Genomic DNA, 26,098 nt, shown 5'->3' with positions numbered 1-26,098 from the left:
GGAGCAAATATGAAAACAACAAAACTAACTCATCATATTATACTTTCAGGTATAACAGTATCTTTACTTTTTTCTCCACTTATGGCTTTACCTAGTGGAGGTAAATTTACTCATGGAACAACAGGAACTATAAACATTAATGGTAATACTATGAATATTAATGGTCATAAAGTTAGTTCTGTCATTCAATGGGGTGGTGGATTTAGTATTAATCAAGGTGAGAGTGTAAATTTTAATGGATCTAATAAAAACTATCTAAACATTGCTCATGGAACAAGTAAATCTACTATAGCTGGTTTATTAAATGCTAATGGTAATAATGTATTTTTAATCAATCCTAATGGAGTAATCATTACTAAAACAGGAACTATCAATGCTAATCGCTTTGTGGCTTCTACTTCATCTATGGATAGTGCAGCTATGCAAAACTTTGCTAATATGAATAATTTCAATGATGGTTTAAGCTTTTCACCTGTATTTAAACCTAATAAATTAGGTAATGTGGTTAATATGGGTAATATTAAAGCAGATAATATTACCCTACAAGGTAACAAGGTAGTATTAGGCTCTGAAAACTATAACAACATAAATAAAGTTATGGCTAAAAATATAAAACTAGAAGGTAATGAAGTTTATGTAGATGTAGCTAGTATAGATGGCAATACTTTACAAGGTCTAAATGTTGATGCAAAAACAAAAGGTAATGCATATTTAAATGCTAATGGATATTATTATAATCCATATTCTTTTAGTGTGTTTTCAAAGATTAGTGGAAATAATAACTTTAAAAAAGATGCATATGTAGGTATAGGTTCTGATGTAGATTGGTGGCATTTTGCTAAAGGGTGGAATGAAAACAAAGCAGGATTTAGAACTAGTGCTAGTGAATATAGACTTACTAAAGATATAGATTTTGGTGGTAATAACAATAAAAACTATGCTAATTATTGTATAGATGGTTTAGGTTGTACTTCTATGATAGTTGGCTATGATGCTTATAATGGTTTTACCAAGACCTTTGATGGACAAGGCTATACTTTAAAAAATATTAATATAGATACAACTAATAATAGTTATGTAGGAATTTTTGGAGTTATAGATAATGCTACATTAAAAAATCTTAATGTGGATTATAATCAAGGAAGCATTATTGCAAAAAATGATGATAAAATAATTTATGCAGGTGGAGTTGCTGGGGTTATAATGAATACCAGTAAAGTAGAAAATGTAAATTTAAAAAATATCAACAAAATAGATGCACGATCAAAGACTCATATTGCTTATATTGGTGGATTTAGTGGAATAGTAGTTGATTGGGCTGGTGATTTAGATAAGTACTATGGAAAAAATTGTTATGAAGATGGAACTTGTAAGATAGATGGAAGTTCATTTAAAAATATAAAAGTTTCTAATATAAACTCTATTTATGGTAGCGGAGATTTAGCATATATAGGTGGTTTTACTGGTACTGTTTGGGTTGGAAATTATAATTATACTCACAATGGAAATGTGTTTAATAATATTATTTTGCAAAACATTAAAAATATTAGTGCACATACAAAAACACAAAGAGCAAGAGCTGGTGGATTTGCAGGGATGATTACAAATGATACTCAGATTGGTTTTGTCGGTGATAGAATTGATACGTATGATAACATAGTTATCAGTGGAACTGATAAAATAGAAGCCATTAATGAAGGAACTTATGATGATCCAGATTTTCCTGGATTGTTTAATGATGATTCTATGGCAGGTGGATTTGCAGCATATGCATTAGGTCAAAATAATTTTAATAATATAGTGCTAAATGATATTAAAAATATTCATAGCAATAGTAAAAACAAAGCAGAGTCAAGTTATGCTGCTGGTTTCATAGGATATTCTAGTGGATTTACTAGAGATGCACAATATTCTAATATTATTTTAAATAAAATGGGTTCTATTATCGCAGATGGTAGTGGATATTGGCTTGGTGGAACCACAAGAGCTGCGGGATTTATAGGTATTGATCAAGAAAATGAAACTTTTAAAAATATTTATATATTTATGAATGATAGTGCAAAAATACAAGCAAAAGATGATCCTAGCGGCGGAAGCAATAGAGCTGTGACTGGATTTTTCCATGCTGCTAAAAAAGCAGATTCAACATACAACAATATTCATATTTATTATAAAAATGGTTCTATAAATCAATCAAGTAGTGTTGCTAATATTACAGATTTAACTAAACATGAATATTCAAATGAAACAAGTGGATATGGCAGTTTTAAAAGCGATATTCAAAGCAAATTTGGTAGTGGTTTACACCAAGATGGAGATAGTTTTACCTTTACTACAGATTTTACTATCATTCAAACACCAGTATATTTACCTGATATTAACAGCATTAAAAACGAACAAGCACAATTAGACAATGATGATTTAATTAGCAATGATATATGGGATGAATATATTATCAAAGATATTGATAAAGTTAATTATAAAATAAATATGAGATTATTGGCTAAACTATTAAAAGAATATCCAGGAATTGCTAGTAAAACAGAAAATGAGCAAGTTAAATTTATGACTTCTTATTTAGGTGTTAATGAAACAGATGCTAGAGCATTACTACAAAGTTTAAGCTTTTTAAATGCATATAAAGACAACACAACAACTGGTGTTAATTTTAAAGATAATAGCGTAAAAACAAAATTTGAAACTTCGTTTAATAATGCTGGAAATAAAGTTAATGTTTTTAATACTAATAAAAACTTATGGCATAATAAATTAATTACTCTTTATAATGATACAGTTAAAGATGGTCTTTTGATTGAAGAACAATTATTAGCTAATCAAAATAAATTAGATCAAGCAATAAAAGCTTATGATAATTTTGTAATGCTAATAAAAAAAGGACTTAAAAATGAAAATGATCCAGCTTTTATCATTATAAAAGATAATATCACAAAACTAAACAAAGAAGCTAAAGAGCTTTATGCTAATTTATCAGTTTATAAAAAAGATCTTAAAGATTTTAAAACTGCAAATAATACTACTAAGGTAAGTGTTGTAGGTAATTTTAAAGATATGTTGCTTGTTGTGCCTGATGTAAATAAACCAATTAGTGGTGGTGGCGATGGAGAAGATCCAAACAAACCTGATCTTCCAAAAACTGATTTAGATTTTGAACAAACTGCCTCACTCAATCTAATAGGTGATAATACTTTAGAAGAAGAAAGTGAAAAGCAAGAAGTAGAAGAAACAGCCCTAATGCAAAAAGGAAAGATTTGTATAGTAAGTGATAATTTTAAAACTATGAATCCTTGCATAGTTAGAAGTTTTTAAAACAATCTAATATATATAAACTACTAGATTTTTCTAGTAGTTTTAAATGAGTTTAACAGCTCATTATTTAATCAATTTTAATAAACAAATAAAAAGGCATATAGATTGATAAAAATATTTAAATAAGTATTAAAAGCAAAGATATTTAATTTATTACCAAGTTTTGATTTTAATATTTATTTAATAGTTTTAACTTCTTTGTATAATAAAAACAACAATAGATTTTAAAACTATATAAAGCCCATTAATTAAAATAAAGGAAAAAACCAATATGAAAAAACTTTTACTTAGCACCATAGCAATTAGTTCTTTAGTTTATGCTAATAATGGAAGTATCACTATAACTAAAAATGATATAGGAAAAATTATAGAATTATCCCCTGATAAAAACATCCCTCAAAACAAAGCTATCAAAGAAAATCTAAAAACCCAAGATGATTATAAAAAAAGCCAAGAAGCTAAAAAAGACTTTGAAGAAAAAAAACAAGAATTAGAAGAAAAATTTAAACAAGAAGATGAAAAAGCTAAATCATCTACTAATAACTTAAACAATCAAACTAATACCAACCCAACCACTAATACAAACAATAATAAAACTAATACTAATTCTAATACAAAAGATAAAACTAATTCTAATACTACTAATAAAACCAATACTACCAAAGAAAATAATACTAATATAAATAATAATACTAATACTTCAAACAATAAAGTTAATAATACTACTAATAATACTAATTTAACCAATACTACTACTAATAAAAAAATACTCACTCAATATAAATTTGTTCTTACTAATGAAAACACTAGCTTTGAAAAACTAGGTATTAAAGAAGAAGATTTACAAAGCTTAGTGAGTGAGTTTAAAACAAGAAGATTTAGCTTACAAGATTTACAAGATATATCTAATATCATTGCTTATTATTTTCAAGTAAATGGTTATCCTGCAGCAACAGCTTATATTCCTCAACAAGAATTTGATGGAAAAAACATTCAAGTTAATATTTCTTTAGGAGTATTAGGTAAGTATATAATAAAAAATAAAACTACTATAAAAGATCATTTTTTAGAAAGTAAGCTCAATCAAAGAATCAAAGGTAAAATCATTTCTACTAAATTAATAGAAGATAGTGTATATAAAGTCAATGAAATGTATGGACTTCAAACCTTAGCAGGTTTACAAGCAGGAGAGAATGTAGGTGAAACTGATATTCTTATAGAAGTAGAACCTGATACTAAGGCTAATGTATTAATATATAGTGATAATTATGGTATTAAGAGTGCAGGAGAATATAGAGCTGGTATTAGTATGGGATTTAATTCTATACTTAATATGGGAGATTATTATAATTTTTACTTACAATCTAGTGATGAAAAACAAATCAATTATGGAGCCAGTTATACTTTCTTTGTAGGTAATTTAAAAATTACTCCTAGTATATCTCAAGGAACTTATTATTTAGGAAGAGAATATGAGGGTTTAGGTTTTAGTGGTACTTCTAGGAATTTTGGTATAGATTTTTCTTATCCTATATGGATTAATACTAATTCATCTTTTTATATAACTTCTAGTATATATCATAAAATACTTAGTGATGTAACCTTAGATCTTTTAACCTTTGATAAAAGTTCTAATGTAGGAAGTATGGGTTTAGAAGGTTTATTTAGAGGCTTTGAAAACAATACCTTAAGTTATAGTGCTAAAATAAGCATAGGTAAGGTAAAAGATGATGGAACTACTATATTTGGAGATACATCTAAAAGTGGTGGTAATGGCTTTGGTTGGTTTAGAAAACTCAATGCTAGTTTGAATAATTATTATAGTTTTAATGAGTATATTACTCATACTATTAATATAAACTATCAAAAGGTATTAGGGAATTTTGAGCTTGATTCTTCTGAAAGTTCATCTTTGGGTGGAGCTTATGGAGTAAGAGCTTATGATAATGGAGAAGGTGATGGAGATAATACTATAGTAGCTAACTTTGGTATAAGAATAAATATACCAAATACTAATTTTTATTTTACTCCCTTTTATGATATAGGTTATGCTTGGTATGAAAAAGATTCAGGTAATAGATTAGTAGATGATCATTTCTTAGATGCACTAGGCTTACAAATACTTTATAATAAAGCTAATGAGTATTATATAAAACTTGATGGAGCAAGAGCATTACACAAATACAAATTAGATGATGATCATAGAATGAAATTATATTTAAGTGGTGGGGTGTATTTTTAACACCCTAGGTTTTTTAACCTTTAAAAAACACCTATTCATTTTTTATCTTTCTTGTTCTAACTATCCAAATTTCTTTCTATCCTAATAAAACTTTAAGCTTATATAGATATAATTTCATTTCCTTTTCTTAAAAAAAGGTAAGTAAAAATTAAGATATTTCAATCTCTAATTTTTAATTGTTCTTTAAATTATTAATATTGTTAATCAAATCTTATAGTCAATCTTTGAAATCTAAATAAGTGATCGATTGAGCCAGAGATTTACTTTATTTATGTAAATCTATCAATTAAATAATTAAAGATTATTTTTATTAATCTTTTAAATACTTTTTCTTTGAAGAAAAAGATTAAACTATCTATAATTTTATGGAGAGTTTGATCCTGGCTCAGAGTGAACGCTGGCGGCGTGCCTAATACATGCAAGTCGAACGATGAAGCAACTAGCTTGCTAGTTGTGGATTAGTGGCGCACGGGTGAGTAAGGTATAGTTAATCTGCCCTACACAAGAGGACAACAGTTGGAAACGACTGCTAATACTCTATACTCCTGCTTAACACAAGTTGAGTAGGGAAAGTTTTTCGGTGTAGGATGAGACTATATAGTATCAGCTAGTTGGTGAGGTAATGGCTCACCAAGGCTATGACGCTTAACTGGTCTGAGAGGATGATCAGTCACACTGGAACTGAGACACGGTCCAGACTCCTACGGGAGGCAGCAGTAGGGAATATTGCGCAATGGGGGAAACCCTGACGCAGCAACGCCGCGTGGAGGATGACACTTTTCGGAGCGTAAACTCCTTTTCTTAGGGAAGAATTCTGACGGTACCTAAGGAATAAGCACCGGCTAACTCCGTGCCAGCAGCCGCGGTAATACGGAGGGTGCAAGCGTTACTCGGAATCACTGGGCGTAAAGGGCGCGTAGGCGGATTATCAAGTCTCTTGTGAAATCTAATGGCTTAACCATTAAACTGCTTGGGAAACTGGTAATCTAGAGTGAGGGAGAGGCAGATGGAATTGGTGGTGTAGGGGTAAAATCCGTAGATATCACCAAGAATACCCATTGCGAAGGCGATCTGCTGGAACTTAACTGACGCTAAGGCGCGAAAGCGTGGGGAGCAAACAGGATTAGATACCCTGGTAGTCCACGCCCTAAACGATGTATGCTAGTTGTTGGGGTGCTAGTCATCTCAGTAATGCAGCTAACGCATTAAGCATACCGCCTGGGGAGTACGGTCGCAAGATTAAAACTCAAAGGAATAGACGGGGACCCGCACAAGCGGTGGAGCATGTGGTTTAATTCGAAGATACGCGAAGAACCTTACCTGGGCTTGATATCCTAAGAACCTTATAGAGATATGAGGGTGCTAGCTTGCTAGAACTTAGAGACAGGTGCTGCACGGCTGTCGTCAGCTCGTGTCGTGAGATGTTGGGTTAAGTCCCGCAACGAGCGCAACCCACGTATTTAGTTGCTAACGGTTCGGCCGAGCACTCTAAATAGACTGCCTTCGTAAGGAGGAGGAAGGTGTGGACGACGTCAAGTCATCATGGCCCTTATGCCCAGGGCGACACACGTGCTACAATGGCATATACAATGAGACGCAATACCGCGAGGTGGAGCAAATCTATAAAATATGTCCCAGTTCGGATTGTTCTCTGCAACTCGAGAGCATGAAGCCGGAATCGCTAGTAATCGTAGATCAGCCATGCTACGGTGAATACGTTCCCGGGTCTTGTACTCACCGCCCGTCACACCATGGGAGTTGATTTCACTCGAAGCCGGAATACTAAACTAGTTACCGTCCACAGTGGAATCAGCGACTGGGGTGAAGTCGTAACAAGGTAACCGTAGGAGAACCTGCGGTTGGATCACCTCCTTTCTAGAGTACAAACTGATAAGTCTCACAACTATCAGTTCATATATAAACTCAATCATCCTTGTTTAGATTTCAAAGATTGATGAAAAGCTAATTTTGGGGAATTAGCTCAGCTGGGAGAGCGCCTGCTTTGCACGCAGGAGGTCAGCGGTTCGATCCCGCTATTCTCCACCATTATTAAGGGCCTATAGCTCAGCTGGTTAGAGTGCACCCCTGATAAGGGTGAGGTCACAAGTTCAAGTCTTGTTAGGCCCACCATCAAAAAAGATTTGTTTATCAATTTAAATATTAATAAGTTTTAAAACTTAAAGCAAGTATATAAATATTTAAAAGTATTTATTATATTTTTAAAACTATTTAAACTCTTTATATATACTTGCTTTAGGTTTTAAGACCTAAGTTAAATAAATAATAAAATATATAAGCTTATAAAGATTTGCATTAGTCTTAAAGTGGGTTATATTGAATTAGTTATTTAATGTTATTTGAATTATCATTGTTAAGAGTCACAAGCAAGTTTTAATAAAAACAATTTTACAGGACTTGTTAAAGGATAAAACCTAACTATCTTTTCTTTAGCTTTTAGTTAAAGATAAGTTTTAAACTCACAACTTAGTTTAAATCTAAAATAAACTTTTGGTATTTTTATTAAGTGTTTAAATGCTTTCCGTCTTAAGATAGTAAAAGTCTTATCATAAAAACTTTAACAAGGAAGTGATGCGTTTTAGAATAAAAGGTAAAAAAGGTAAGCTACTAAGAGCGAATGGTGGATGCCTTGACTGGTAAAGGCGATGAAGGACGTACTAGACTGCGATAAGCTACGGGGAGCTGTCAAGAAGCTTTGATCCGTAGATTTCCGAATGGGGCAACCCAGTATATAGAGATATATACTACCATAATGGAGCGAACGTAGGGAATTGAAACATCTTAGTACCTACAGGAAAAGAAATCAATAGAGATTGCGTCAGTAGCGGCGAGCGAAAGCGTAAGAGGGCAAACCCAGTGCTTGCACTGGGGGTTGTAGGACTGCAATGTGCAATAGGTAAGGTTAGTAGAACACTCTGGAAAGTGTAGCCATAGAGGGTGATAGTCCCGTATACGAAAACCAAACCTTAGCTAGCAGTATCCTGAGTAGGGCGAAACACGTGGAATTTTGTCTGAAGCTGGGTCGACCACGATCCAACCCTAAATACTAATACCAGATCGATAGTGCACAAGTACCGTGAGGGAAAGGTGAAAAGAACTGAGGTGATCAGAGTGAAATAGAACCTGAAACCATTTGCTTACAATCATTCAGAGCACTATGTAGCAATACAGTGTGATGGACTGCCTTTTGCATAATGAGCCTGCGAGTTGTGGTGTCTGGCAAGGTTAAGCACACGCGAAGCCGTAGCGAAAGCGAGTCTGAATAGGGCGATTAAGTCAGATGCTGCAGACCCGAAACGAAGTGATCTATCCATGAGCAAGTTGAAGCTAGTGTAAGAACTAGTGGAGGACTGAACCCGCTAGCGTTGAAAAGCTATGGGATGACTTGTGGATAGGGGTGAAAGGCCAATCAAACTTCGTGATAGCTGGTTCTCTCCGAAATATATTTAGGTATAGCGTTGTGTCGTAACTAAAGGGGGTAGAGCACTGAATGGGCTAGGGCATACACCAATGTACCAAACCCTATCAAACTCCGAATACCTTTAGTGTAATCACAGCAGTCAGGCGGCGAGTGATAAAATCCGTCGTCAAGAGGGAAACAACCCAGACTACCAGCTAAGGTCCCTAAATCTTACTTAAGTGGAAAACGATGTGAAGTTACTTAAACAACCAGGAGGTTGGCTTAGAAGCAGCCATCCTTTAAAGAAAGCGTAATAGCTCACTGGTCTAGTGATTTTGCGCGGAAAATATAACGGGGCTAAAGTAAGTACCGAAGCTGTAGACTTAGTTTTACTAAGTGGTAGGAGAGCGTTCTATTTGCGTCGAAGGTATACCGGTAAGGAGTGCTGGAGCGAATAGAAGTGAGCATGCAGGCATGAGTAGCGATAATTAATGTGAGAATCATTAACGCCGTAAACCCAAGGTTTCCTACGCGATGCTCGTCATCGTAGGGTTAGTCGGGTCCTAAGCCAAGTCCGAAAGGGGTAGGCGATGGCAAATTGGTTAATATTCCAATACCAACATTAGTGTGCGATGGAAGGACGCTTAGGGCTAAGCAAGCTAGCGGATGGAAGTGCTAGTCTAAGGAAGTAGGAGCTTATATAGGCAAATCCGTATAAGAATACTCCGAGATCTGAAAGGCTCTTCAAAGTCTTCGGACAGCGAGGAGAATTGCTGATGCCGTCGAGCCAAGAAAAGTTTCTAAGTTTAGCTAATGTTGCCCGTACCGTAAACCGACACAGGTGGGTGGGATGAGTATTCTAAGGCGCGTGGAAGAACTCTCTTTAAGGAACTCTGCAAAATAGCACCGTATCTTCGGTATAAGGTGTGGTTCGCTTTGTATTAGGATTTACTCCGAAAGCAAAGAAACTTACAACAAAGAGTCCCTCCCGACTGTTTACCAAAAACACAGCACTCTGCTAACTCGTAAGAGGATGTATAGGGTGTGACGCCTGCCCGGTGCTCGAAGGTTAATTGATGGGGTTAGCATTAGCGAAGCTCTTGATCGAAGCCCGAGTAAACGGCGGCCGTAACTATAACGGTCCTAAGGTAGCGAAATTCCTTGTCGGTTAAATACCGACCTGCATGAATGGCGTAACGAGATGGGAGCTGTCTCAAAGAGGGATCCAGTGAAATTGTAGTGGAGGTGAAAATTCCTCCTACCCGCGGCAAGACGGAAAGACCCCGTGGACCTTTACTACAGCTTGACACTGCTATTTGGATAAGAATGTGCAGGATAGGTGGGAGGCTTTGAGTATATGACGCCAGTTGTATATGAGCCGTTGTTGAGATACCACTCTTTCTTATTTGGGTAGCTAACCAGCTTGAGTTATCCTCAAGTGGGACAATGTCTGGTGGGTAGTTTGACTGGGGCGGTCGCCTCCCAAATAATAACGGAGGCTTACAAAGGTTGGCTCAGAACGGTTGGAAATCGTTCGTAGAGTATAAAGGTATAAGCCAGCTTAACTGCAAGACATACAAGTCAAGCAGAGACGAAAGTCGGTCTTAGTGATCCGGTGGTTCTGTGTGGAAGGGCCATCGCTCAAAGGATAAAAGGTACCCCGGGGATAACAGGCTGATCTCCCCCAAGAGCTCACATCGACGGGGAGGTTTGGCACCTCGATGTCGGCTCATCGCATCCTGGGGCTGGAGCAGGTCCCAAGGGTATGGCTGTTCGCCATTTAAAGCGGTACGCGAGCTGGGTTCAGAACGTCGTGAGACAGTTCGGTCCCTATCTGCCGTGGGCGTAAGAAGATTGAAGAGATTTGACCCTAGTACGAGAGGACCGGGTTGAACAAACCACTGGTGTAGCTGTTGTTCTGCCAAGAGCATCGCAGCGTAGCTAAGTTTGGAACGGATAAACGCTGAAAGCATCTAAGCGTGAAGCCAACTCTAAGATGAATCTTCTCTAAGCTCTCTAGAAGACTACTAGTTTGATAGGCTGGGTGTGTAATGGATGAAAGTCCTTTAGCTGACCAGTACTAATAGAGCGTTTGGCTTATCTTTTTTATAAGCATCACTTCCTTGTTAAGGTTTTTATAAAGCTTTAAATGTTTTTTATAAAATATTTCAATAAATGATATTTAAGCTTGATAAAATCTTTACAAGTAAAGTTTATATTAGAATTTGCTCTTAACATTGTTTTTTAAGTATTCTTACTAAAGATAGTATAAAGTCTAAAAAGAATATTTAAATAACAATGTCCGTGATTATACAGATGTGGAGACGCCTTGTCCCATCCCGAACCAAGAAGCTAAGCACATCGTGGGTGATGATACTACGCCTTACTGGCAGGGGGAAAGTAGCTCATTGCGGACTTGTTAATTTTTATTATTCTTACTACTACTTATATTCATTTTTTTGATTTAGTTTATTCTTGTTATTTATATTATTTATATTATTTATATTATTTGGGTTTTTTGATTTGCTTATGGTTTTTAGTGGTTGTTTAATTAATCTTTATTTTTATTGTTAATTATTACTTAGATTGTTATTTGTTTGGGTTGGAAAGATTGGTGTTTGGATTAAATAGTGTTATTGTTTTTATAAAATTAGTTAGGCTTGTCTTATTTGTATATAGTTAAGTAAAATTTATTGTTGGATTAGAATAAATATACTTGGTAAAGACTAATTGTTTGTGTTTTTTGTGGTGTTGTAGTTTGGTGTTTAGATTATAAGAGTTAGGGTAAATTTATTTGATTGGATTAGTATATTAGTGAATAAGATGATTAAAAAATATACTTATTTAGTTTATATGTTATTTGATTATGAGATTTAAAGTTTTTTGGGATTTATCACAAGAAAATATAATTAGGTTAATTTATTTGATCATTTAAGTATTTTTAAAAAACATAATATAATAACAAAATGGTATTAGATAGATTGATTAAATTTTTAAAAAACAATAATGTATTTCTAAGTGGTAGTGCTGGTGTAGGCAAAACATTTTTAACTATGGAAATTGTAAAGTTGTATAAAAGAAGAGAGGTAAAATGAAATCTAAATTTTTAACTTTATCAGATAATGAGATTGATAGAACAAAACAATCCTTAGCTAAAATCATAAATTTTTGTAAAAATAAAATAGAAGTAATAAATAATACAAATATAAATGATTTTGCTAGTAACAGTAATGAGTATATAAAAAAATATAAAAATTTATTTATCATAAGTAATAAAGAAAGTGAGCTTTTAGATTTAAAAATAAATTTAAAAGATTTATCTAGTTTGATTGATAATATAGATTTTCAAATAAAATTTGAAAATTGTAGAATAACATTTGCTGACTCTTGGCTTGAGGATAAAACAAAAATTAAGCAAAATTTATATTTTAGCAATTGTGATTTCACGGCAATTGAACTAAAAAATATTTGTTTTGAGAATTTTGAGATAAGCGGATATAAATACAGGAATGAACGAAAAAAATCAATAATATTTAATGCTTGTGAATTTAAAGAATTATATTTGAACAATAGTACTTTTTCGGAAAATATCAAATTTTTAGAAAAAACTAAAATAGAATGTTTATATGTAGAATTAAATAAATTTAGTAAGTATTTTTTTATACAAGATTGCGTTATAGGAAATATTAACTTGTGGAAAAATGATTTTACAAAAAGATGTTATTTTGTAGATTCTAAATTTGGATATGAACGAGATGAGAATAATAAAACAAAATTAAATTTTTCAAATGCCAATTTTAAAGATAATGCTTATTTTAACAATTCTAAATTTTATAATTACGCTGATTTTCACGAGTGTGAATTTGAAAAAATAGCTTGTTTTTACGGAGTAACTTTTGATAAAGCTCCGAATTTTTCTCAAGTGATTTTCAAAGGAAATCTAAATGTTATAAACACAAATTTAAATTTTACTTTTGATGATTTAAAAACACAAATAGAAGAAGAACAAGAAAATTTTAATAAAGATAAAAATGAACAAAATAAAAAATCTTTAAATAAATTTGCAAATGATTTTAGAGATTCTTTTAGGGTTTTTAAAAATGCATTGATAAAAGAAAATAATCTTCTGGAAGCTTCAAATTTTCATAAATATGAGCTTTATTGTAAAGAGATAGAGTTGAAACAAAATCAAAGTAAAAAAGATGAGTATGTAGAGAATGTGATAGATACGGAAAAGAATATGTGGAGAGTCCGAGAACTTGTTGATTTTTTGCTTTTAGGGTTTTATAGAAAATTATGCGATCACCACACAGATGTTTTTAAAGTTTTTAACAATCTTATATTGCTAGTTGCTTTATATGTATTGTTTTCTTCGAGTTTTATTTGGGTTCATAGTGATAAGCTTAAAGATACAAGAGTAATTTTAACCGTATATGAATTTTTTGATGGTTTTCATTCTTATGTTGATAGAGGGGTAGTGATTTTTTTATTATTGGGGTGTATGTTTACTCTTTATAAATTAAAAGCATATGAATCAAAGAATAATATTTTAAACAAACAAGAAATAAATTTTATATATATTATCAACGATTTTTGGAATTTTATTAAAAGTTTATTTTTAGCAGTATTTATTCCTTGTATTTTTTATGTTATTTTAGGGCAGATTTTTACACCTATTTTTAATTTGGATAAATACTCGTTGTTTGTAAATATTTTGTTTGTTAGCTTATATATTTGTGTGGTTTATACCAAATCTTTGTTTTTTGGTAGATATGTGGTGCTTATTTTATCTTATATGTATTTTTTTGTGATATTGATTGAGCAACCTAGTGTAATCCATCCATTGATTGGAAAAATCACAAATGAACCTGATAAAAATTTTAATTATCCGTCTTTGATGACGCTATATATATTATATACTATACTTATAGCTTTAGTGATATTCTCACTTCAAAAAACCGCACGAAAAAATTCCATAGTGCCAAGTTAATGATATAATTTGAAATTATTTAAAAAGAAAGGAAAATTATGTTACGATTTTTTATCATGCTTTTTTGTGCTTTAAATCTTTTTGCCACTACGCCAAAAGATACTATCATCATCGCAGTAGAAAATGAGCCAGAGCGTATAAACCCGCTTTTTAGCGAAGATCATGATGTGGCGATTGCTCTTGTGTTTTCAGGGCTTACACGCTTTGATGAAAACATGAACCTAGCACCTGATCTTGCTAGTTCTTGGAAAGTTAGCAAAGATGGTTTGGTATATGAGTTTGAACTAAGAAAAGATGTTCTTTGGCATGATGGTGTTAAATTTAGTGCTAAAGATGTAAAATTTAGTATAAATGCTCTAAAAGATGAGAAACTAAACTCACCATCAAAGGTAAATTTTGATGCGGTTAAAGAAGTAAAAATCATTGATGATTATCATTTAATCATTACTCTTTCAAAGCCTTTTCCAGCATTTTTAGATGCTTTAAGTGTGGGTGTTTTACCAAAACATTTGCTTGAAAAAGAAAATTTAAATACTACTAAGTTTAATCAAATGCCTATAGGAACAGGTTCTTATAAACTAAAACAATGGAAACAAGGTCAGTATATGACTTTAGAAGCAAACGAAAATTATCATTTAGCTAAGGTAAAAACTCCAAAACTTATACTAAAACACATTAAAGATCCAAGCATTAGCTCTATCGAGCTTAAAAATGGTTCTATAGATGTAGCTTTGGTGGATTTTGCACTAGCTTCAAATTTTGAAAATGATAAAAATTTTAAAATGCTTATAGAGCCTTCAGCTGATTATCGTGCTTTGATGTTTAATCTTAATCATGAATTTTTAAAAGACCAAAATGTGCGTTTGGCGCTAAATTATGCCATCGATAAACAAGCTATTATAAATTCATTGTTGCACTCTTTTGGAAAAGTGGCCAATCATCCTTTAGAAAAATCATGGGCAAACCCTAAAGAATTTGCAACTTATACTTATGATGTAAAAAAAGCAAACGAGCTTTTAGCTAAAGCAGATTTTGTAAAAAATAAAAATGGCATTTTAGAAAAAAATGGCAAAGAATTTAGCTTTGAGATGTATGCAATGAGCGAAGATCCTTTAAGAGTGGCTTTGGTAAATATCTTACAAAGTGAGTTTTTAAAGCTTGGCATTAAAGCAAAAGCCGTGGCTAAGCCAAGTGGAAGTTTTGACTATACGAAAATCGATAGCTTTTTAGTAGGTTGGGGTAGTCCTTATGATCCTGATTTTCATACCTTTAGAGTTTTTGCAAGTTCTGAAGATAGTGCTTTAAACTCAAGCGGATGGAATTTTGGTCATTATCAAAATGCTAAAGTTGATGAAGCTTTAACAAAAGCTAGAAATTCACTTGATGCAAATGAGAGAAAAAAATACTACAAAGAATTTATCAATGCTTTATATGAAGATCCTGCATTTTTATTTATAGCTTATATTGATTATCCTTTAGTTTTTGCTAAAAATATTCAAGGTATAAAACCTCACATTTTAGGTCATCATGGAGTAGGTTTTACTTGGAATGCTTATGAGTGGAGCAAAAATTAGTGCTAAAACTCATTTTTAAACGCCTCTTGTGGGCGTTTTTTTTGATAGTTTTTGCAAGTTTTTTGTGCTTTATTATGATTTATCATGCTAAAGGAAGCGTAGTTTTTGCCAGTGTGCCTCAAGGAACTAGCCTTAAAATAAAAGAAGAAATCGAGCGTAATTTAAATTTAGATCAACCTTTATTAAAGCAGTATGAAAATTGGGCTTTTAAAGCATTGAAAGGCGACTTTTCCTACTCTTTAATCAGTGGAGAAAAGGTTAGTGAAATTTTAAAAGAAAAACTTCCATATACTATTATTCTTGGAAGTTTGGCTTTTTTTGTACTTTTTGTATTATCTTTGTTTTTGGCACTTTTGTGTGTAATTTATAAAGATAGTTTTTTAGATAAAACTATTACCTTTTTGACAATGAGTTTTTTTGCATTACCTGCTTTTTCTTTATCGCTAATGCTTATTTTGATTTTTGCGGTATTTTTTAAGCTTTTTCCAAGTTCGGCAATCGCTGATATTGGCTTTGAAGATGATGTGCTTAATCGTTTGTGGCATTTGTTTTTACCGGTGTGTGCTTTGGTTCTTTCGCATTTAGCAGTTTTTGTGCGTTTTATAAGAACAAGTTTGATTGATAGTTTAAATCAAAGTTTTATAGAAAGTGCATTTGCAAGAGGGCTTAGTAAAAAAAGAATTTATTTACACTTTGTGTTAAAAGATGCTTTTGGTTCTATACTTGCGTATTTTGGTGCTTCTTTTGTAAGTTTTTTAATGGGAACTTATATAGTAGAAAGCGTGTTTTCTTATGAGGGTGTAGGAAATTTAGTGATTAAAAGCATATTGTTTAAAGATTATCCTGTGGTGCTAGCTGTAGTGATTTTTAGTATTTTGGTGGTGGTGTTTGTAAATTTGATTGTAGAAATGATTTGTAAGATGATAAATCCAAGGTTTGCTAATGCGTAAATTTTGTGTAATGATGATTTTGCTAAGCTTTATTTTAGCACTTTTTGCACCTTTGATTAGTTCATATGATCCAAATTTGGTAGATTTAAGTAAAGCTAAAATAGCTCCAAATTTAACTCATATTTTTGGTACAGACATGCTTGGTAGAGATGTTTTTACGCGTATTTTATACGCATTACGCATTTCTTTATTTGTGGGAGTAATGGCAGCTTTTTTTAGTGTGCTTTTTGCTTGTATATATGTGTTTTTAACAAGATTTTTTGCTTATGCTTTTTTTGCTAGAGTAATTGATATGCTTTTGGCACTACCATCTTTACTTGTGATTATGTTTTTTCAAAGCTTTCTAGTAGGATCTTTGTGGAGTATGATTTTTATTATTGCTTTGGGGCATTTTGCTTTTGTGGCAAAAGTACTTGATACGCAACTTAATAAATTTCAAAAACTTGAATTTTATCAAAATGCTATTATTTTAGGTTCTAGTAGAATGAAAGCTTTGCTTAGTGAGCTTTTACCTGCTTGTTGGAATTTGCTTTTTGTGCTTTTTGTTTTAAATATCGCCCATGCTATTACAAGTGAAGCCACTTTGAGTTTTTTTGGTTTGGGCGTGGAGCTTTGGATTCCAAGTTTAGGCAACATGCTAAATGAAGCAAGTAAGGCTGTGTTTTTAGGATTTTGGTGGATGATAGTTTTTCCAGTAGCTTTTATACTTATGCTTATATTGCCTTTGCTTGCTTTGGGTAATGATTTACAAGAAGAGATAAAAGCATGATAAAAATTGTAAATTTAAATCTTAGTTTTAAAGATAAGATTTTATTAAAAAATATAAATCTTAGCCTAGAAGAAGGTAAATCTTTGGCTATTATGGGTAAAAGTGGGGCAGGTAAAAGTTTGCTTTTAAAAAGCATGATTAGGCTTTTTGATAAGCACTATAAACTTTCTGCGCAAAAATTTGAGATTGGTCAAAAAAATATTTTAGATTTAAAAGAAAATGAACTAAACGCTCTAAGAGCTAAGGTAAATTTACTTTTTCAAGATGTATATGGGAGTTTTTATCCACTTGTTGATATAGGGAGTTATTTTAATATAGTTTTAAAAACTCATACTGATTTAAGTGCAAAAGAAATTAAAGAAAAGGCTTTTTATTTTTTTGAATGTTTGGGACTTAAAAATCATGACCTTTTGTGGCATTCTTTTATATATCAATTAAGTGGTGGTATGGCAAGAAGAATTCAGATAGCATTGGCTTTGCTTAGCGGGGCACAGTATTTATTATGTGATGAGATTACAAGCTCACTTGATAGAGTTAATGAAGAAAAAATTATAACTATTTTAAAGACACTAAAACAGCAATTTAAAAATTTAATCTTTATAACGCATGATTTGAATTTAGCAAAAGAGCTTTGCGATGAGGTAGTTATCATAGAAGAAAAAACCTCGGTTTATCAAATGTCTATAAAGGATTTTTTAAACAATCCAAAAGGTGTTTTTGCTAAAGAATTATTAGGGCTTTTTGAGAGTGAAAATGTTTTTAGAAGTTAAAAATTTAAGCAAATCTTATAAATTTAAAAAACACTGGTATTTAAAGGAAGAAGAAAATTTTGTTTTTAAAGATGTGAGTTTTTCTTTAAATCAAAATGAAAATTTATTGCTTTGTGGGGAAAGTGGTAGTGGTAAAAGTACTTTAGCTAAAATTCTTTGCATGTTAGAAAAGCCAAATTTTGGCGAAGTATTGTTTGAAAATGAAAATATATTAAAATTAGATTTTAACTCTCAAAGAAAATTACGCCAAAAAATTCAATACATTTTTCAAGATCAAAAGCTAGCTTTAAATCCTTATAAAACAACTAAGAAGCTTTTGTTTGATGTGTATGATAATTTTAAAATCAAACTTGATTTTGATGAATTATTTATGCTTTTTGATGATTTTGAACTTGAAAGAGATATTTTAGAATTAAAACCTTCTAAATTAAGTGGTGGGCAAAGTCAAAGACTAGGCTTGATTAGAGCTTTGATTTTAAAGCCAAAATTACTTATTTTAGATGAAATTACAGCAGCGCTTGATATACCAACTGCATATAAAATTTTAAACTATTTGTATGATTATCAAAAAATTCATGATATAACTTATATTTTTATATCTCACCAAGAAAAAATTCTACAAAAGATAACTCATAAAAAAATAATCTTATAAAAGATAAAAATTGTTTCATTTTGAAATAACTAAAAATTATTTCTTATCAATAAGTTTTTATATAGCTAAGTTAAAGTAAAATAAATTTTAATTTATGCTTTAAAGGTTTATTATGACTCATGCAACTATAGAGCATCAATACTTTGGTATATTTGTAATGCTTGTTATTGCAAGTGTTATATTTTTTACTTTGGTATATATTTCTTCAAAGATAGGTTCTAAACTAGCCTCACATAATAGAAAAAAACTTGGACTTGGAATTTATGAGTGTGGCCCTATGGCTTCTAAACAAGCAAATAAAATTAACTCTCAATTTTTTGTTTTTGCTTTGATTTTTATTTTGCTTGATATTGAAGTTGTTTTTTTATTTCCTTGGGCAGTGATTTTTAAAGACTTAACTGCAGAGCTTTCAAAATATGGTTTATCTTTATTTGTCTTGATTGAAGTTTTTATTTTTATATTTTTACTTGCGGTGGGATTTTTGTATGCTTATAAAAAAGGAGCATTTAAGTGGCAGAGTATCAAAAAATGAGTAATGCACCAGTTGTTTTAACCACGGTTGATAAGTTAGTTCAATGGGGAAGAAGTAATTCTTTATGGGTACTATCTTATGGGCTTGCTTGTTGTGCTATTGAAATGATGGCAGCAGGTGGTGCAAGATATGATTTTGACAGATTTGGAACTATTTTTAGAGCAAGTCCTAGACAATCTGAAGTGATGATTATAGCAGGCACTTTAAGTAAAAAACACGCTGAATTTACAAGAAGGCTTTATGATCAAATGCCTGATCCAAAATGGGTTATTTCTATGGGTTCTTGTGCAAATACTGGCGGTATGTTTAATACTTATTCTACAGTCCAAGGGGTAGATAGAATTATACCTGTAGATATTTATGTGCCAGGTTGTGCACCACGCCCTGAAACTTTTCAGTTTGCTTTGATGATTTTGCAAAAAAGAATTCGCAAAGAAAAAGCAAGTAGAAAAATCGCTCCAAAAAGGCTTATATGATGAGAAAATACAGCGATAAAAAAAATGCTCAATTAAAAAATTATTATGAAGATAGATTTTATCATGCTCCAAAAACTCAAAAATTAAATTTAGAAAATAGTGTTTTTGAGCAAGATTTTCTTCAAATTTCTCAAAAATTTAAGATTAAAAATTCTTTTATTGAGCTCGATTTTTGGGTGATTGAAATAGAAAAAGAAGATAATGTAATTTTGCTAAACGAGCTTAAAAATTTAGGCTATAGCTGTTTTACTGATGCAAGTGCAATTGACTTTGTCGCTCAAAAACAAGGCTTTGAAGTGTATTATCAGCTTTTAAATATGGATAAAAATTTAAGAGTTAGAGTAAAAACTTTTGTTGGTTTAAAAGAAAGACTTCAAAGTGTTATGAGTGTTTTTAAGGGTGCTAATTGGTGTGAGAGAGAAATATATGATATGTTCGGGATTTTCATTATCAATCATCCGAATTTAAAAAGACTTTTAATGCCTGATGATTGGTATGGTCATCCTTTTTTAAAAAGCTATCCTTTACAAGGTGATGAATTTGCCAAATGGTATGAGATTGATAAAATTTTTGGTAAAGAATATCGCCAAGTAGTGGGTGAAGAAAATAGAGATCCAGGCTTTGTAAATGAAAAAGATACTTTAAATTTTAGTCGGATTTATCATGAAGTTGGAAAAGGCGAGGCTTTAAGAGAAGATAAATACCTACAAGAATATCAAGAAGAAGATGGCGTTGTGTTTGTGAAAAAAGTTAAAAGAAATCAAGCTAAAATTTTAGATAAGAGAAGATAAAATGCAAATTCCTACAAAACTTAAGCCTTATTATGAAAATATAAACTTTGAGCGTGAAGATGGCACCATGATAGTAAATCTTGGCCCTCAACACCCAAGTGCTCATGGAAATTTACGCCTTATTTTAGAGCTTGATGGAGAAGAAATTACCAAAGCTGTACCTTGCATAGGCTATATGCATCGTGGTATGGAAAAAATGGCTGAGAATATGATTTATCAAGAATTTATCCCAACTACCGATAGAATGGATTATATTGCAGCTAGTGCAAATAATTATGCTTATGTAGCCGCTGTAGAAAAGCTTTGTGGCTTAAAAATCCCACGAAGAGCATGTGTTATAAGAATGATTTTACTTGAGTTAAATCGTATAGCATCGCATTTATTATGGCTTGCTACACATGCACTTGATATTGGTGCGATGACAGTATTTTTATACTGCTTTAGAGAGCGTGAATATGTGCTTGATCTAATAGAAAAATATTGCGGGGCAAGACTTACACATTCATCTATGAGAATAGGTGGGGTAATGCTTGATTTACCTGAAGGTTTTTTAGATGAGCTTTTAGCATTTTGCAATAAATTTCCAAATGATATAAAAGACTATGAAGCCTTACTTGATGATAATAGAATTTGGCGTGCAAGAACTGAAAATGTAGGAGTGGTAAGCAAAGAACAAGCACTAAGCTGGGGTTGTAGCGGGGTTATGCTAAGAGGAAGCGGGATTGCTTATGATGTTAGAAAAGAAGAGCCTTATTTACTTTATGATGAGGTAGATTTTGGCGTGCCTGTGGCTAAAATGGGTGATTCTTATGCAAGATATAAAGTTTATATGCAAGAATTTAGAGAAAGTTTGAAAATTTTAGTTCAATGTGCTAAGCTTTATCAAGACACTCCACCTGAAATTTTATGTAATCATCCTGAATATGTAAGTGCTTCAAAAGAGCAAATTATGACACAAAATTATTCGCTTATGCAACATTTTGTCCTAGTAACACAAGGCTTAAAACCACCAAAAGGAGAGGTGTATGTGCCAACTGAAAGTCCAAAAGGCGAACTTGGATTTTTTATCCACTCAGATGGTAGCGGTAGGCCATATAGATTAAGAGCTAGAACCCCAAGTTTTTTTCATTGTGCATTTTTAGAAGAAATGCTTGTTGGATCATATCTAGCTGATGCGGTGGCGATTTTAGGAAGTATTAATATAGTTTTAGGTGAGATAGACAGGTGAGACGCGTAGATTTAAGAAAAAGTCAAGATTTATTTAAAGACTTAGAGCAAGTTGTCAAAAATGCTTATACAGATGAAGTCTTAGTGGTTTTATTTGAAATAGGAGATTTTTCTAATGTAGAAAAAAGTTTTGCTTTCATAAAAGAGCAAAAATGTGAGCTTTTAAATTCTTTAAAATTTAATCAAGTAGATTGGACTATAGTATTTAAAAAGGCAGGACAATGAAATTAGCAAAATATCAAGAAGGATTAAATGCTTTATGTTTTTTGGATTTACTTTCTTTAAAAAATCCTTCACTTTGTGTAAAACTTAGCAAAAGTAAAAATTACAATGTTTCCTGTATTGAGGATAAAAATTTAAATGCAGATTTTTATAAGTGTGAAATTGCAAGTGTGCCTTTTATACTTGCTTTGCTTTGTAAGATGAGCTTAGAGGCTGAATTTAATGAGCTTGATGAGGGGTATTTAAGTGCTGAATCTTGTTTTGGAGAAGAAGAAGCTTTAGAGATTTTGGAGTTTTTAAAAGAAGCAAAATGTATTATTTTTGATGAAAATTTATACCAACATAAAGACTTTGAAAATATTAAGTATTTTTTAGAAAAGCTTTGTGAGCATTTTAATCTTTTATTGATTTGCTCTAATGAAAAAGAAGAAATCTTAACAATACAAAATTCTTTTAATGGACTTTTAGAACTTGATAATTTTGATGGAACTATCATCATGCAAGCTCCTTTAGAGGATAAAAATTTACACTGCTCTTCTTCTTTTGCTTTGATTGCTAAGGTTAAGGATGAGGATAAAATTAATTTAAAAATAAACACTCAAGAATTTACAGCTATGGTAAAAATTGATCATGATTTAAAAGGCACGGTAGCTTTGTTTGATTATGAAAGTACTGATTTTGCTTTTTCAAAAGCTCAAGTTAAGGTTATAAAATGAAAGTTATCATTAACGGTATTGAGTGCGAAGCCAATGAGGGTGAGTATATTTTAAATGTAGCTAGAAAAAATGATATTTTCATTCCTGCAATTTGTTATTTAAATGGCTGTTCTCCAACACTTGCATGTCGTATGTGTATGGTTGAAGCTGATGGTAAAAAGGTTTATTCTTGTAATACCAAAGTAAAAGAAGGTATGGTAGTAGAGAGCGATTTACCAAATTTATGGGATGAGCGCAATGCTATCATGCAAGCTTATTGTATCAATCATCCTTTACAATGTGGAGTTTGTGATAAATCTGGCGAGTGTGAGCTTCAAAATTTTACGCATAAAGCAAGAGTAAGTGTGCAAAATTATTGGATCAAAGATACTCATAAAGAGTGTAAAAAATGGGGCGAGATTAATTATGATCCTGCTTTATGTATAGTGTGTGAAAGATGTATCACAGTTTGTAAAGATAAGATAGGTGAAAGTGCTTTAAAAACTACTCCAAGAGGAGCAGATGCACCTGATACAAGTTTTAAAGAGAGTATGAGCAAAGACGCGCTAGCGATTTGGACTAAATTTCAAAAAAGCCTGATTGCACCAAGCAGTGGTAATATGCTTGATTGTTCTTTTTGTGGAGAATGTACAAGTGTATGCCCAACTGGAGCTTTGGTGGGTTCAGCTTTTCAATATACATCTAATGCTTGGGAGTTAAAAAAAATACCAGCTAGTAATCCACATTCTAGTGATTGTGAGTTGATGTATTATGATATAAAACAAACTAGCATTAATAATCAAAAGGAAAAAATTTATAGAGTGAGTAATGACTTTGCTTTTGCTACGCTAAATAAAGCTGCAAGATATGGTTTTAATACCCAAAATGAAGTTCAAGGTAAAGATGAAAAAGCTTTTGGAAAATTGGTAGAAATGATAAAAAATAGTGAAATAAAAAATATTTTATTTAATAGTTTTATTACTAATGAAGAAGCTTTAATTTTGCAAAATCTTAGCAAAAAATTTAATCTTAATCTTATCAACCACGAAGCTAAAAAATTCCAAGATTTTCTAGCTTGTTTTCATCAAAATGCAAATATGATGTATAATGCAAATACAGATGATATTACCCAAAGTGATTTTTTAATCATCACAGGTTCGTTTTTGCGTTATGATGCACCAACACTAGGATATAAAGTTAATAATGCTTTAGTGATGAATAAAGGTGCAGGACTTTATTTTCATCCTATAAAAGATAAAGGTATAGATAAATACTCTAAAAATTTCTTGCAGATTAACCATGATATTAAAGATAATGAAAGTATTTTATTATTTATCTTGCAAAAATTTGCCAAAGAACTTCCACAAGAATTTAGAAATATATTAGAAAATGCGTATTGTCAAAGTACTAAAGAAATAGAAGAAACTATCAATGAAGAAGTGATAGAAAAGATAGAAAAGCAAAGTGAAGATGGTCAAACCATTATAGAAGAAATTAAAAAACTTGTGCCTAAAAAGATTAAAAAAAGCATAGAAGTACAAAGATCAAATTATGCGAAAAATCTTGGTATAGATGAGGATACTTTAGAAACTTTATTGGCTAAAAAGCAAAAATTTACACTTATTATAGGAAGTGATTTTTACTATGATGAGCAAAGTGCTAAATTAGCAAAACTTTGTGCTATGGTGCAAAAATATACCGAATTTAAAGTCTTTTTAAATCCAACTTGCACAAATACTTTAGGTGTGAGTTTGATTTGTGATTTAAATCAGGATTTTCAAGCAGGAAAAACACTAGGCTACAATGAAAAAGGTGATTTTAGTTTCTCTTATGAAGGAAATCTTGCAAGTTCTAGTTTAAATCAACAAGAAGGTAGCTTTGTAAATTATGATAAAAGATTAGTTCCTACAAATGCGGCTTTAGAATTTAAAGGTTATTTTTTAAATGATCTGGCAAATGCTTTAGGTTTTGATGAAGAATTTACGATCAATTATACTAAGCTTTTACCACAAAATAAAGGCTTTAGGGCAATTGATTTTGATGATTTAAGTAATTATTATGACAATGGTGGAAAAAACTATCGTGGCTATGAGCTTGATTTTTCTCATTTTGAGTTTGAAAAAATCTTAAATACTCAAGAAATCAAAGAGCAAAATGAAGGAAATTTAACCCTATATCATGCAAATAGTATTCATCAGTTTTCAAAGCTTAGTAATAGAGCTTTTAATGAGGTTGGAGCTTTATTTTTATCGTCTGATATAATGCAAAAATTTGACTTAAATCAAGATGATAGTGTTATTTTAAAAAATGAAAAAACTCAAATTGCTATAAGTGTAAAATGTGATGAATCTTTAGAAAATGGTGCATATTTGGGCAATTATGATAGCAAGATTGATTATAAATCTTTATTTAATAATACTCGGTATATAAAAGTTTGGCTTGAAAAAGCAGGAGCTAAAATATGAGTGATATTACTTTTTTTGTTATAGAGACGATTATTAAATGTGTGCTTGTTATAGCTATTTTTGCTACTTTAGCAGGTTTAGCAACTTACCTTGAAAGAAAGGTTTTAGCTTTATTTCATCGTCGTTTGGGGCCTGATATGGTAGGTCCTTTTGGTTTGCTTCAAGTGGTTGCTGATATGATTAAGCTTTTTACTAAAGAAGATATAGTGCCAACTTATGCTCAAAAAGTGGTATTTTTAATTGCTCCATTAATAGCGGCAATTTGTGCTTTTGTAGCAATTGCAGCTATACCTATTTTTCCTGAATTTACTTTATTTGGTAGGGTAATTCGCCCTATCATAGCTGATATTAATGTGGCTTTACTCTTTGTTATAGGTATGGGTGGGGTTAGTTTTTATGCAATTTTTTTAGGAGGTTTGGCTAGTAACAATAAATGGTCTTTGCTGGGTGGTGCAAGAGGGCTTGTTTCTATCATCTCTTATGAGAGTGTTGCGGGACTTTCTTTGGTATGCGTTGTAATGCTTGTTGGCTCTTTATCTTTGGTAGATATTAATAATTATCAAAGTGATGGCATCCTTTCTTGGCTTATTTTTAAACAACCTTTAGCCTTTATACTGTTTGTGATAGCTATTTTTATAGAAACTAATAGAACCCCACTTTGTTTAAGTGAAAATGAAACTGAACTTGTCTCGGGTTATGGTACTGAATATAGTGGGCTTAGATGGGGTATGTTTTTTATTGGCGAATATACCGCTATGATAACTGGAGCGATTATGATATCGCTTTTGTTTTTGGGTGGTTTTAATGATTTTTGGATTATACCAGGGTCTATTATGATGCTTTTGAAAGTTTCTTTTGTGTTCTTTTGGTATTTTTGGGCTAGAGGGGCTTTTCCGCAATTACGTCCTGATCAAGTAATGAGAATGTGTTATTTGATTTTAATACCTTTGGCAGTTTTAAATTTATTAATTAGTGCTTTAGTGCTTGTGATATAGGAA

The 26,098-nt window shown here is 31.7% G+C and carries 16 protein-coding genes, 2 tRNA genes and 3 rRNA genes; all 21 read left to right on the top strand.

All coding sequences use genetic code 11. The features are described 5' to 3' along the window. The first annotated feature begins 9 nt into the window (after positions 1–9). The 21 genes from CAQ16704_RS08045 to nuoH all read left to right on the top strand — a co-directional run bounded on the left by CAQ16704_RS08045 (position 10) and on the right by nuoH (position 26,095). Positions 10–3,327, top strand: coding sequence for a two-partner secretion domain-containing protein (locus CAQ16704_RS08045; protein WP_052245034.1), 3,318 nt, complete (start codon positions 10–12; stop codon positions 3,325–3,327). A gap of 271 nt (positions 3,328–3,598) precedes the next feature. Further along, positions 3,599–5,569, top strand: a complete 1,971-nt coding sequence (locus tag CAQ16704_RS07315) for a ShlB/FhaC/HecB family hemolysin secretion/activation protein (protein WP_039667563.1) — start codon at positions 3,599–3,601, stop codon at positions 5,567–5,569. A gap of 362 nt (positions 5,570–5,931) precedes the next feature. Next, positions 5,932–7,444, top strand: a 16S ribosomal RNA gene (locus tag CAQ16704_RS07310). A gap of 95 nt (positions 7,445–7,539) precedes the next feature. Next, a tRNA-Ala gene (locus CAQ16704_RS07305) sits at positions 7,540–7,615 on the top strand. A 7-nt stretch (positions 7,616–7,622) separates the two neighbouring features. Beyond that, a tRNA-Ile gene (locus CAQ16704_RS07300) sits at positions 7,623–7,699 on the top strand. 485 nt (positions 7,700–8,184) lie between these two features. Next, positions 8,185–11,092: ribosomal RNA gene (locus tag CAQ16704_RS07295) — 23S ribosomal RNA — on the top strand. A 195-nt stretch (positions 11,093–11,287) separates the two neighbouring features. Continuing rightward, positions 11,288–11,404: ribosomal RNA gene (gene rrf, locus CAQ16704_RS07290) — 5S ribosomal RNA — on the top strand. Together the 16S, 23S and 5S rRNA genes with 2 tRNA genes alongside form the textbook arrangement of a ribosomal RNA operon. 674 nt (positions 11,405–12,078) lie before the next feature. Beyond that, a complete protein-coding gene (locus tag CAQ16704_RS07285; protein ID WP_235361600.1) occupies positions 12,079–13,977 on the top strand; it encodes a pentapeptide repeat-containing protein in 1,899 nt (632 codons plus the stop codon). 38 nt (positions 13,978–14,015) lie between these two features. After that, positions 14,016–15,551, top strand: a complete 1,536-nt coding sequence (locus CAQ16704_RS07280) for a nickel ABC transporter, periplasmic substrate-binding protein (protein ID WP_039667562.1) — start codon at positions 14,016–14,018, stop codon at positions 15,549–15,551. A gap of 11 nt (positions 15,552–15,562) precedes the next feature. Beyond that, positions 15,563–16,501: an ABC transporter permease gene (locus tag CAQ16704_RS07275; protein WP_039667771.1), complete on the top strand. Its 939-nt coding sequence runs from the start codon at positions 15,563–15,565 to the stop codon at positions 16,499–16,501. Then, a complete protein-coding gene (locus CAQ16704_RS07270; RefSeq protein ID WP_039667561.1) occupies positions 16,494–17,270 on the top strand; it encodes an ABC transporter permease in 777 nt (258 codons plus the stop codon). Before CAQ16704_RS07275 ends, CAQ16704_RS07270 begins: the two co-directional genes overlap by 8 nt. After that, positions 17,267–18,040 carry an ATP-binding cassette domain-containing protein gene (locus CAQ16704_RS07265; protein WP_039667560.1) on the top strand — a complete coding sequence of 258 codons (774 nt, stop codon included), beginning with the start codon at positions 17,267–17,269 and terminating at the stop codon, positions 18,038–18,040. Before CAQ16704_RS07270 ends, CAQ16704_RS07265 begins: the two co-directional genes overlap by 4 nt. Further along, complete coding sequence (locus CAQ16704_RS07260) at positions 18,024–18,692, top strand: ATP-binding cassette domain-containing protein (protein ID WP_039667770.1); 669 nt, start codon at positions 18,024–18,026, stop codon at positions 18,690–18,692. Before CAQ16704_RS07265 ends, CAQ16704_RS07260 begins: the two co-directional genes overlap by 17 nt. Positions 18,693–18,804: 112 nt before the next feature. Continuing rightward, on the top strand, positions 18,805–19,224 hold the full coding sequence (locus CAQ16704_RS07255) for an NAD(P)H-quinone oxidoreductase subunit 3 (protein WP_039667559.1): 420 nt from the start codon (positions 18,805–18,807) through the stop codon (positions 19,222–19,224). Next, positions 19,221–19,700 (top strand): NuoB/complex I 20 kDa subunit family protein, encoded by a 480-nt coding sequence (locus CAQ16704_RS07250; protein WP_039667769.1) that lies wholly within the window; start codon positions 19,221–19,223, stop codon positions 19,698–19,700. Before CAQ16704_RS07255 ends, CAQ16704_RS07250 begins: the two co-directional genes overlap by 4 nt. Further along, positions 19,700–20,491 (top strand): NADH-quinone oxidoreductase subunit C, encoded by a 792-nt coding sequence (locus CAQ16704_RS07245; protein WP_039667558.1) that lies wholly within the window; start codon positions 19,700–19,702, stop codon positions 20,489–20,491. Before CAQ16704_RS07250 ends, CAQ16704_RS07245 begins: the two co-directional genes overlap by 1 nt. Position 20,492: 1 nt before the next feature. Beyond that, entirely contained in the window at positions 20,493–21,719 is a 1,227-nt protein-coding gene (nuoD, locus tag CAQ16704_RS07240) for an NADH dehydrogenase (quinone) subunit D (RefSeq protein ID WP_039667557.1), read from the top strand. Then, on the top strand, positions 21,716–21,943 hold the full coding sequence (locus tag CAQ16704_RS07235) for an NADH-ubiquinone oxidoreductase subunit E family protein (protein ID WP_039667556.1): 228 nt from the start codon (positions 21,716–21,718) through the stop codon (positions 21,941–21,943). The genes nuoD and CAQ16704_RS07235 overlap by 4 nt, the downstream gene beginning before the upstream one ends. Then, positions 21,940–22,656, top strand: coding sequence for a hypothetical protein (locus CAQ16704_RS07230; protein ID WP_039667555.1), 717 nt, complete (start codon positions 21,940–21,942; stop codon positions 22,654–22,656). Before CAQ16704_RS07235 ends, CAQ16704_RS07230 begins: the two co-directional genes overlap by 4 nt. After that, on the top strand, positions 22,653–25,100 hold the full coding sequence (locus CAQ16704_RS07225; protein ID WP_039667554.1) for an NADH-quinone oxidoreductase subunit G: 2,448 nt from the start codon (positions 22,653–22,655) through the stop codon (positions 25,098–25,100). The genes CAQ16704_RS07230 and CAQ16704_RS07225 overlap by 4 nt, the downstream gene beginning before the upstream one ends. After that, positions 25,097–26,095: an NADH-quinone oxidoreductase subunit NuoH gene (nuoH, locus tag CAQ16704_RS07220; RefSeq protein ID WP_039667553.1), complete on the top strand. Its 999-nt coding sequence runs from the start codon at positions 25,097–25,099 to the stop codon at positions 26,093–26,095. Before CAQ16704_RS07225 ends, nuoH begins: the two co-directional genes overlap by 4 nt. Positions 26,096–26,098: the final 3 nt, after the last annotated feature.

Origin of the sequence: Campylobacter sp. RM16704, from assembly GCF_000816245.1 — a bacterium.
GTDB lineage: Bacteria > Campylobacterota > Campylobacteria > Campylobacterales > Campylobacteraceae > Campylobacter_D.
The sequence above is the reverse complement of the archived record's forward strand: the minus strand, read 5'-3'. Positions and strand labels throughout refer to the sequence as shown.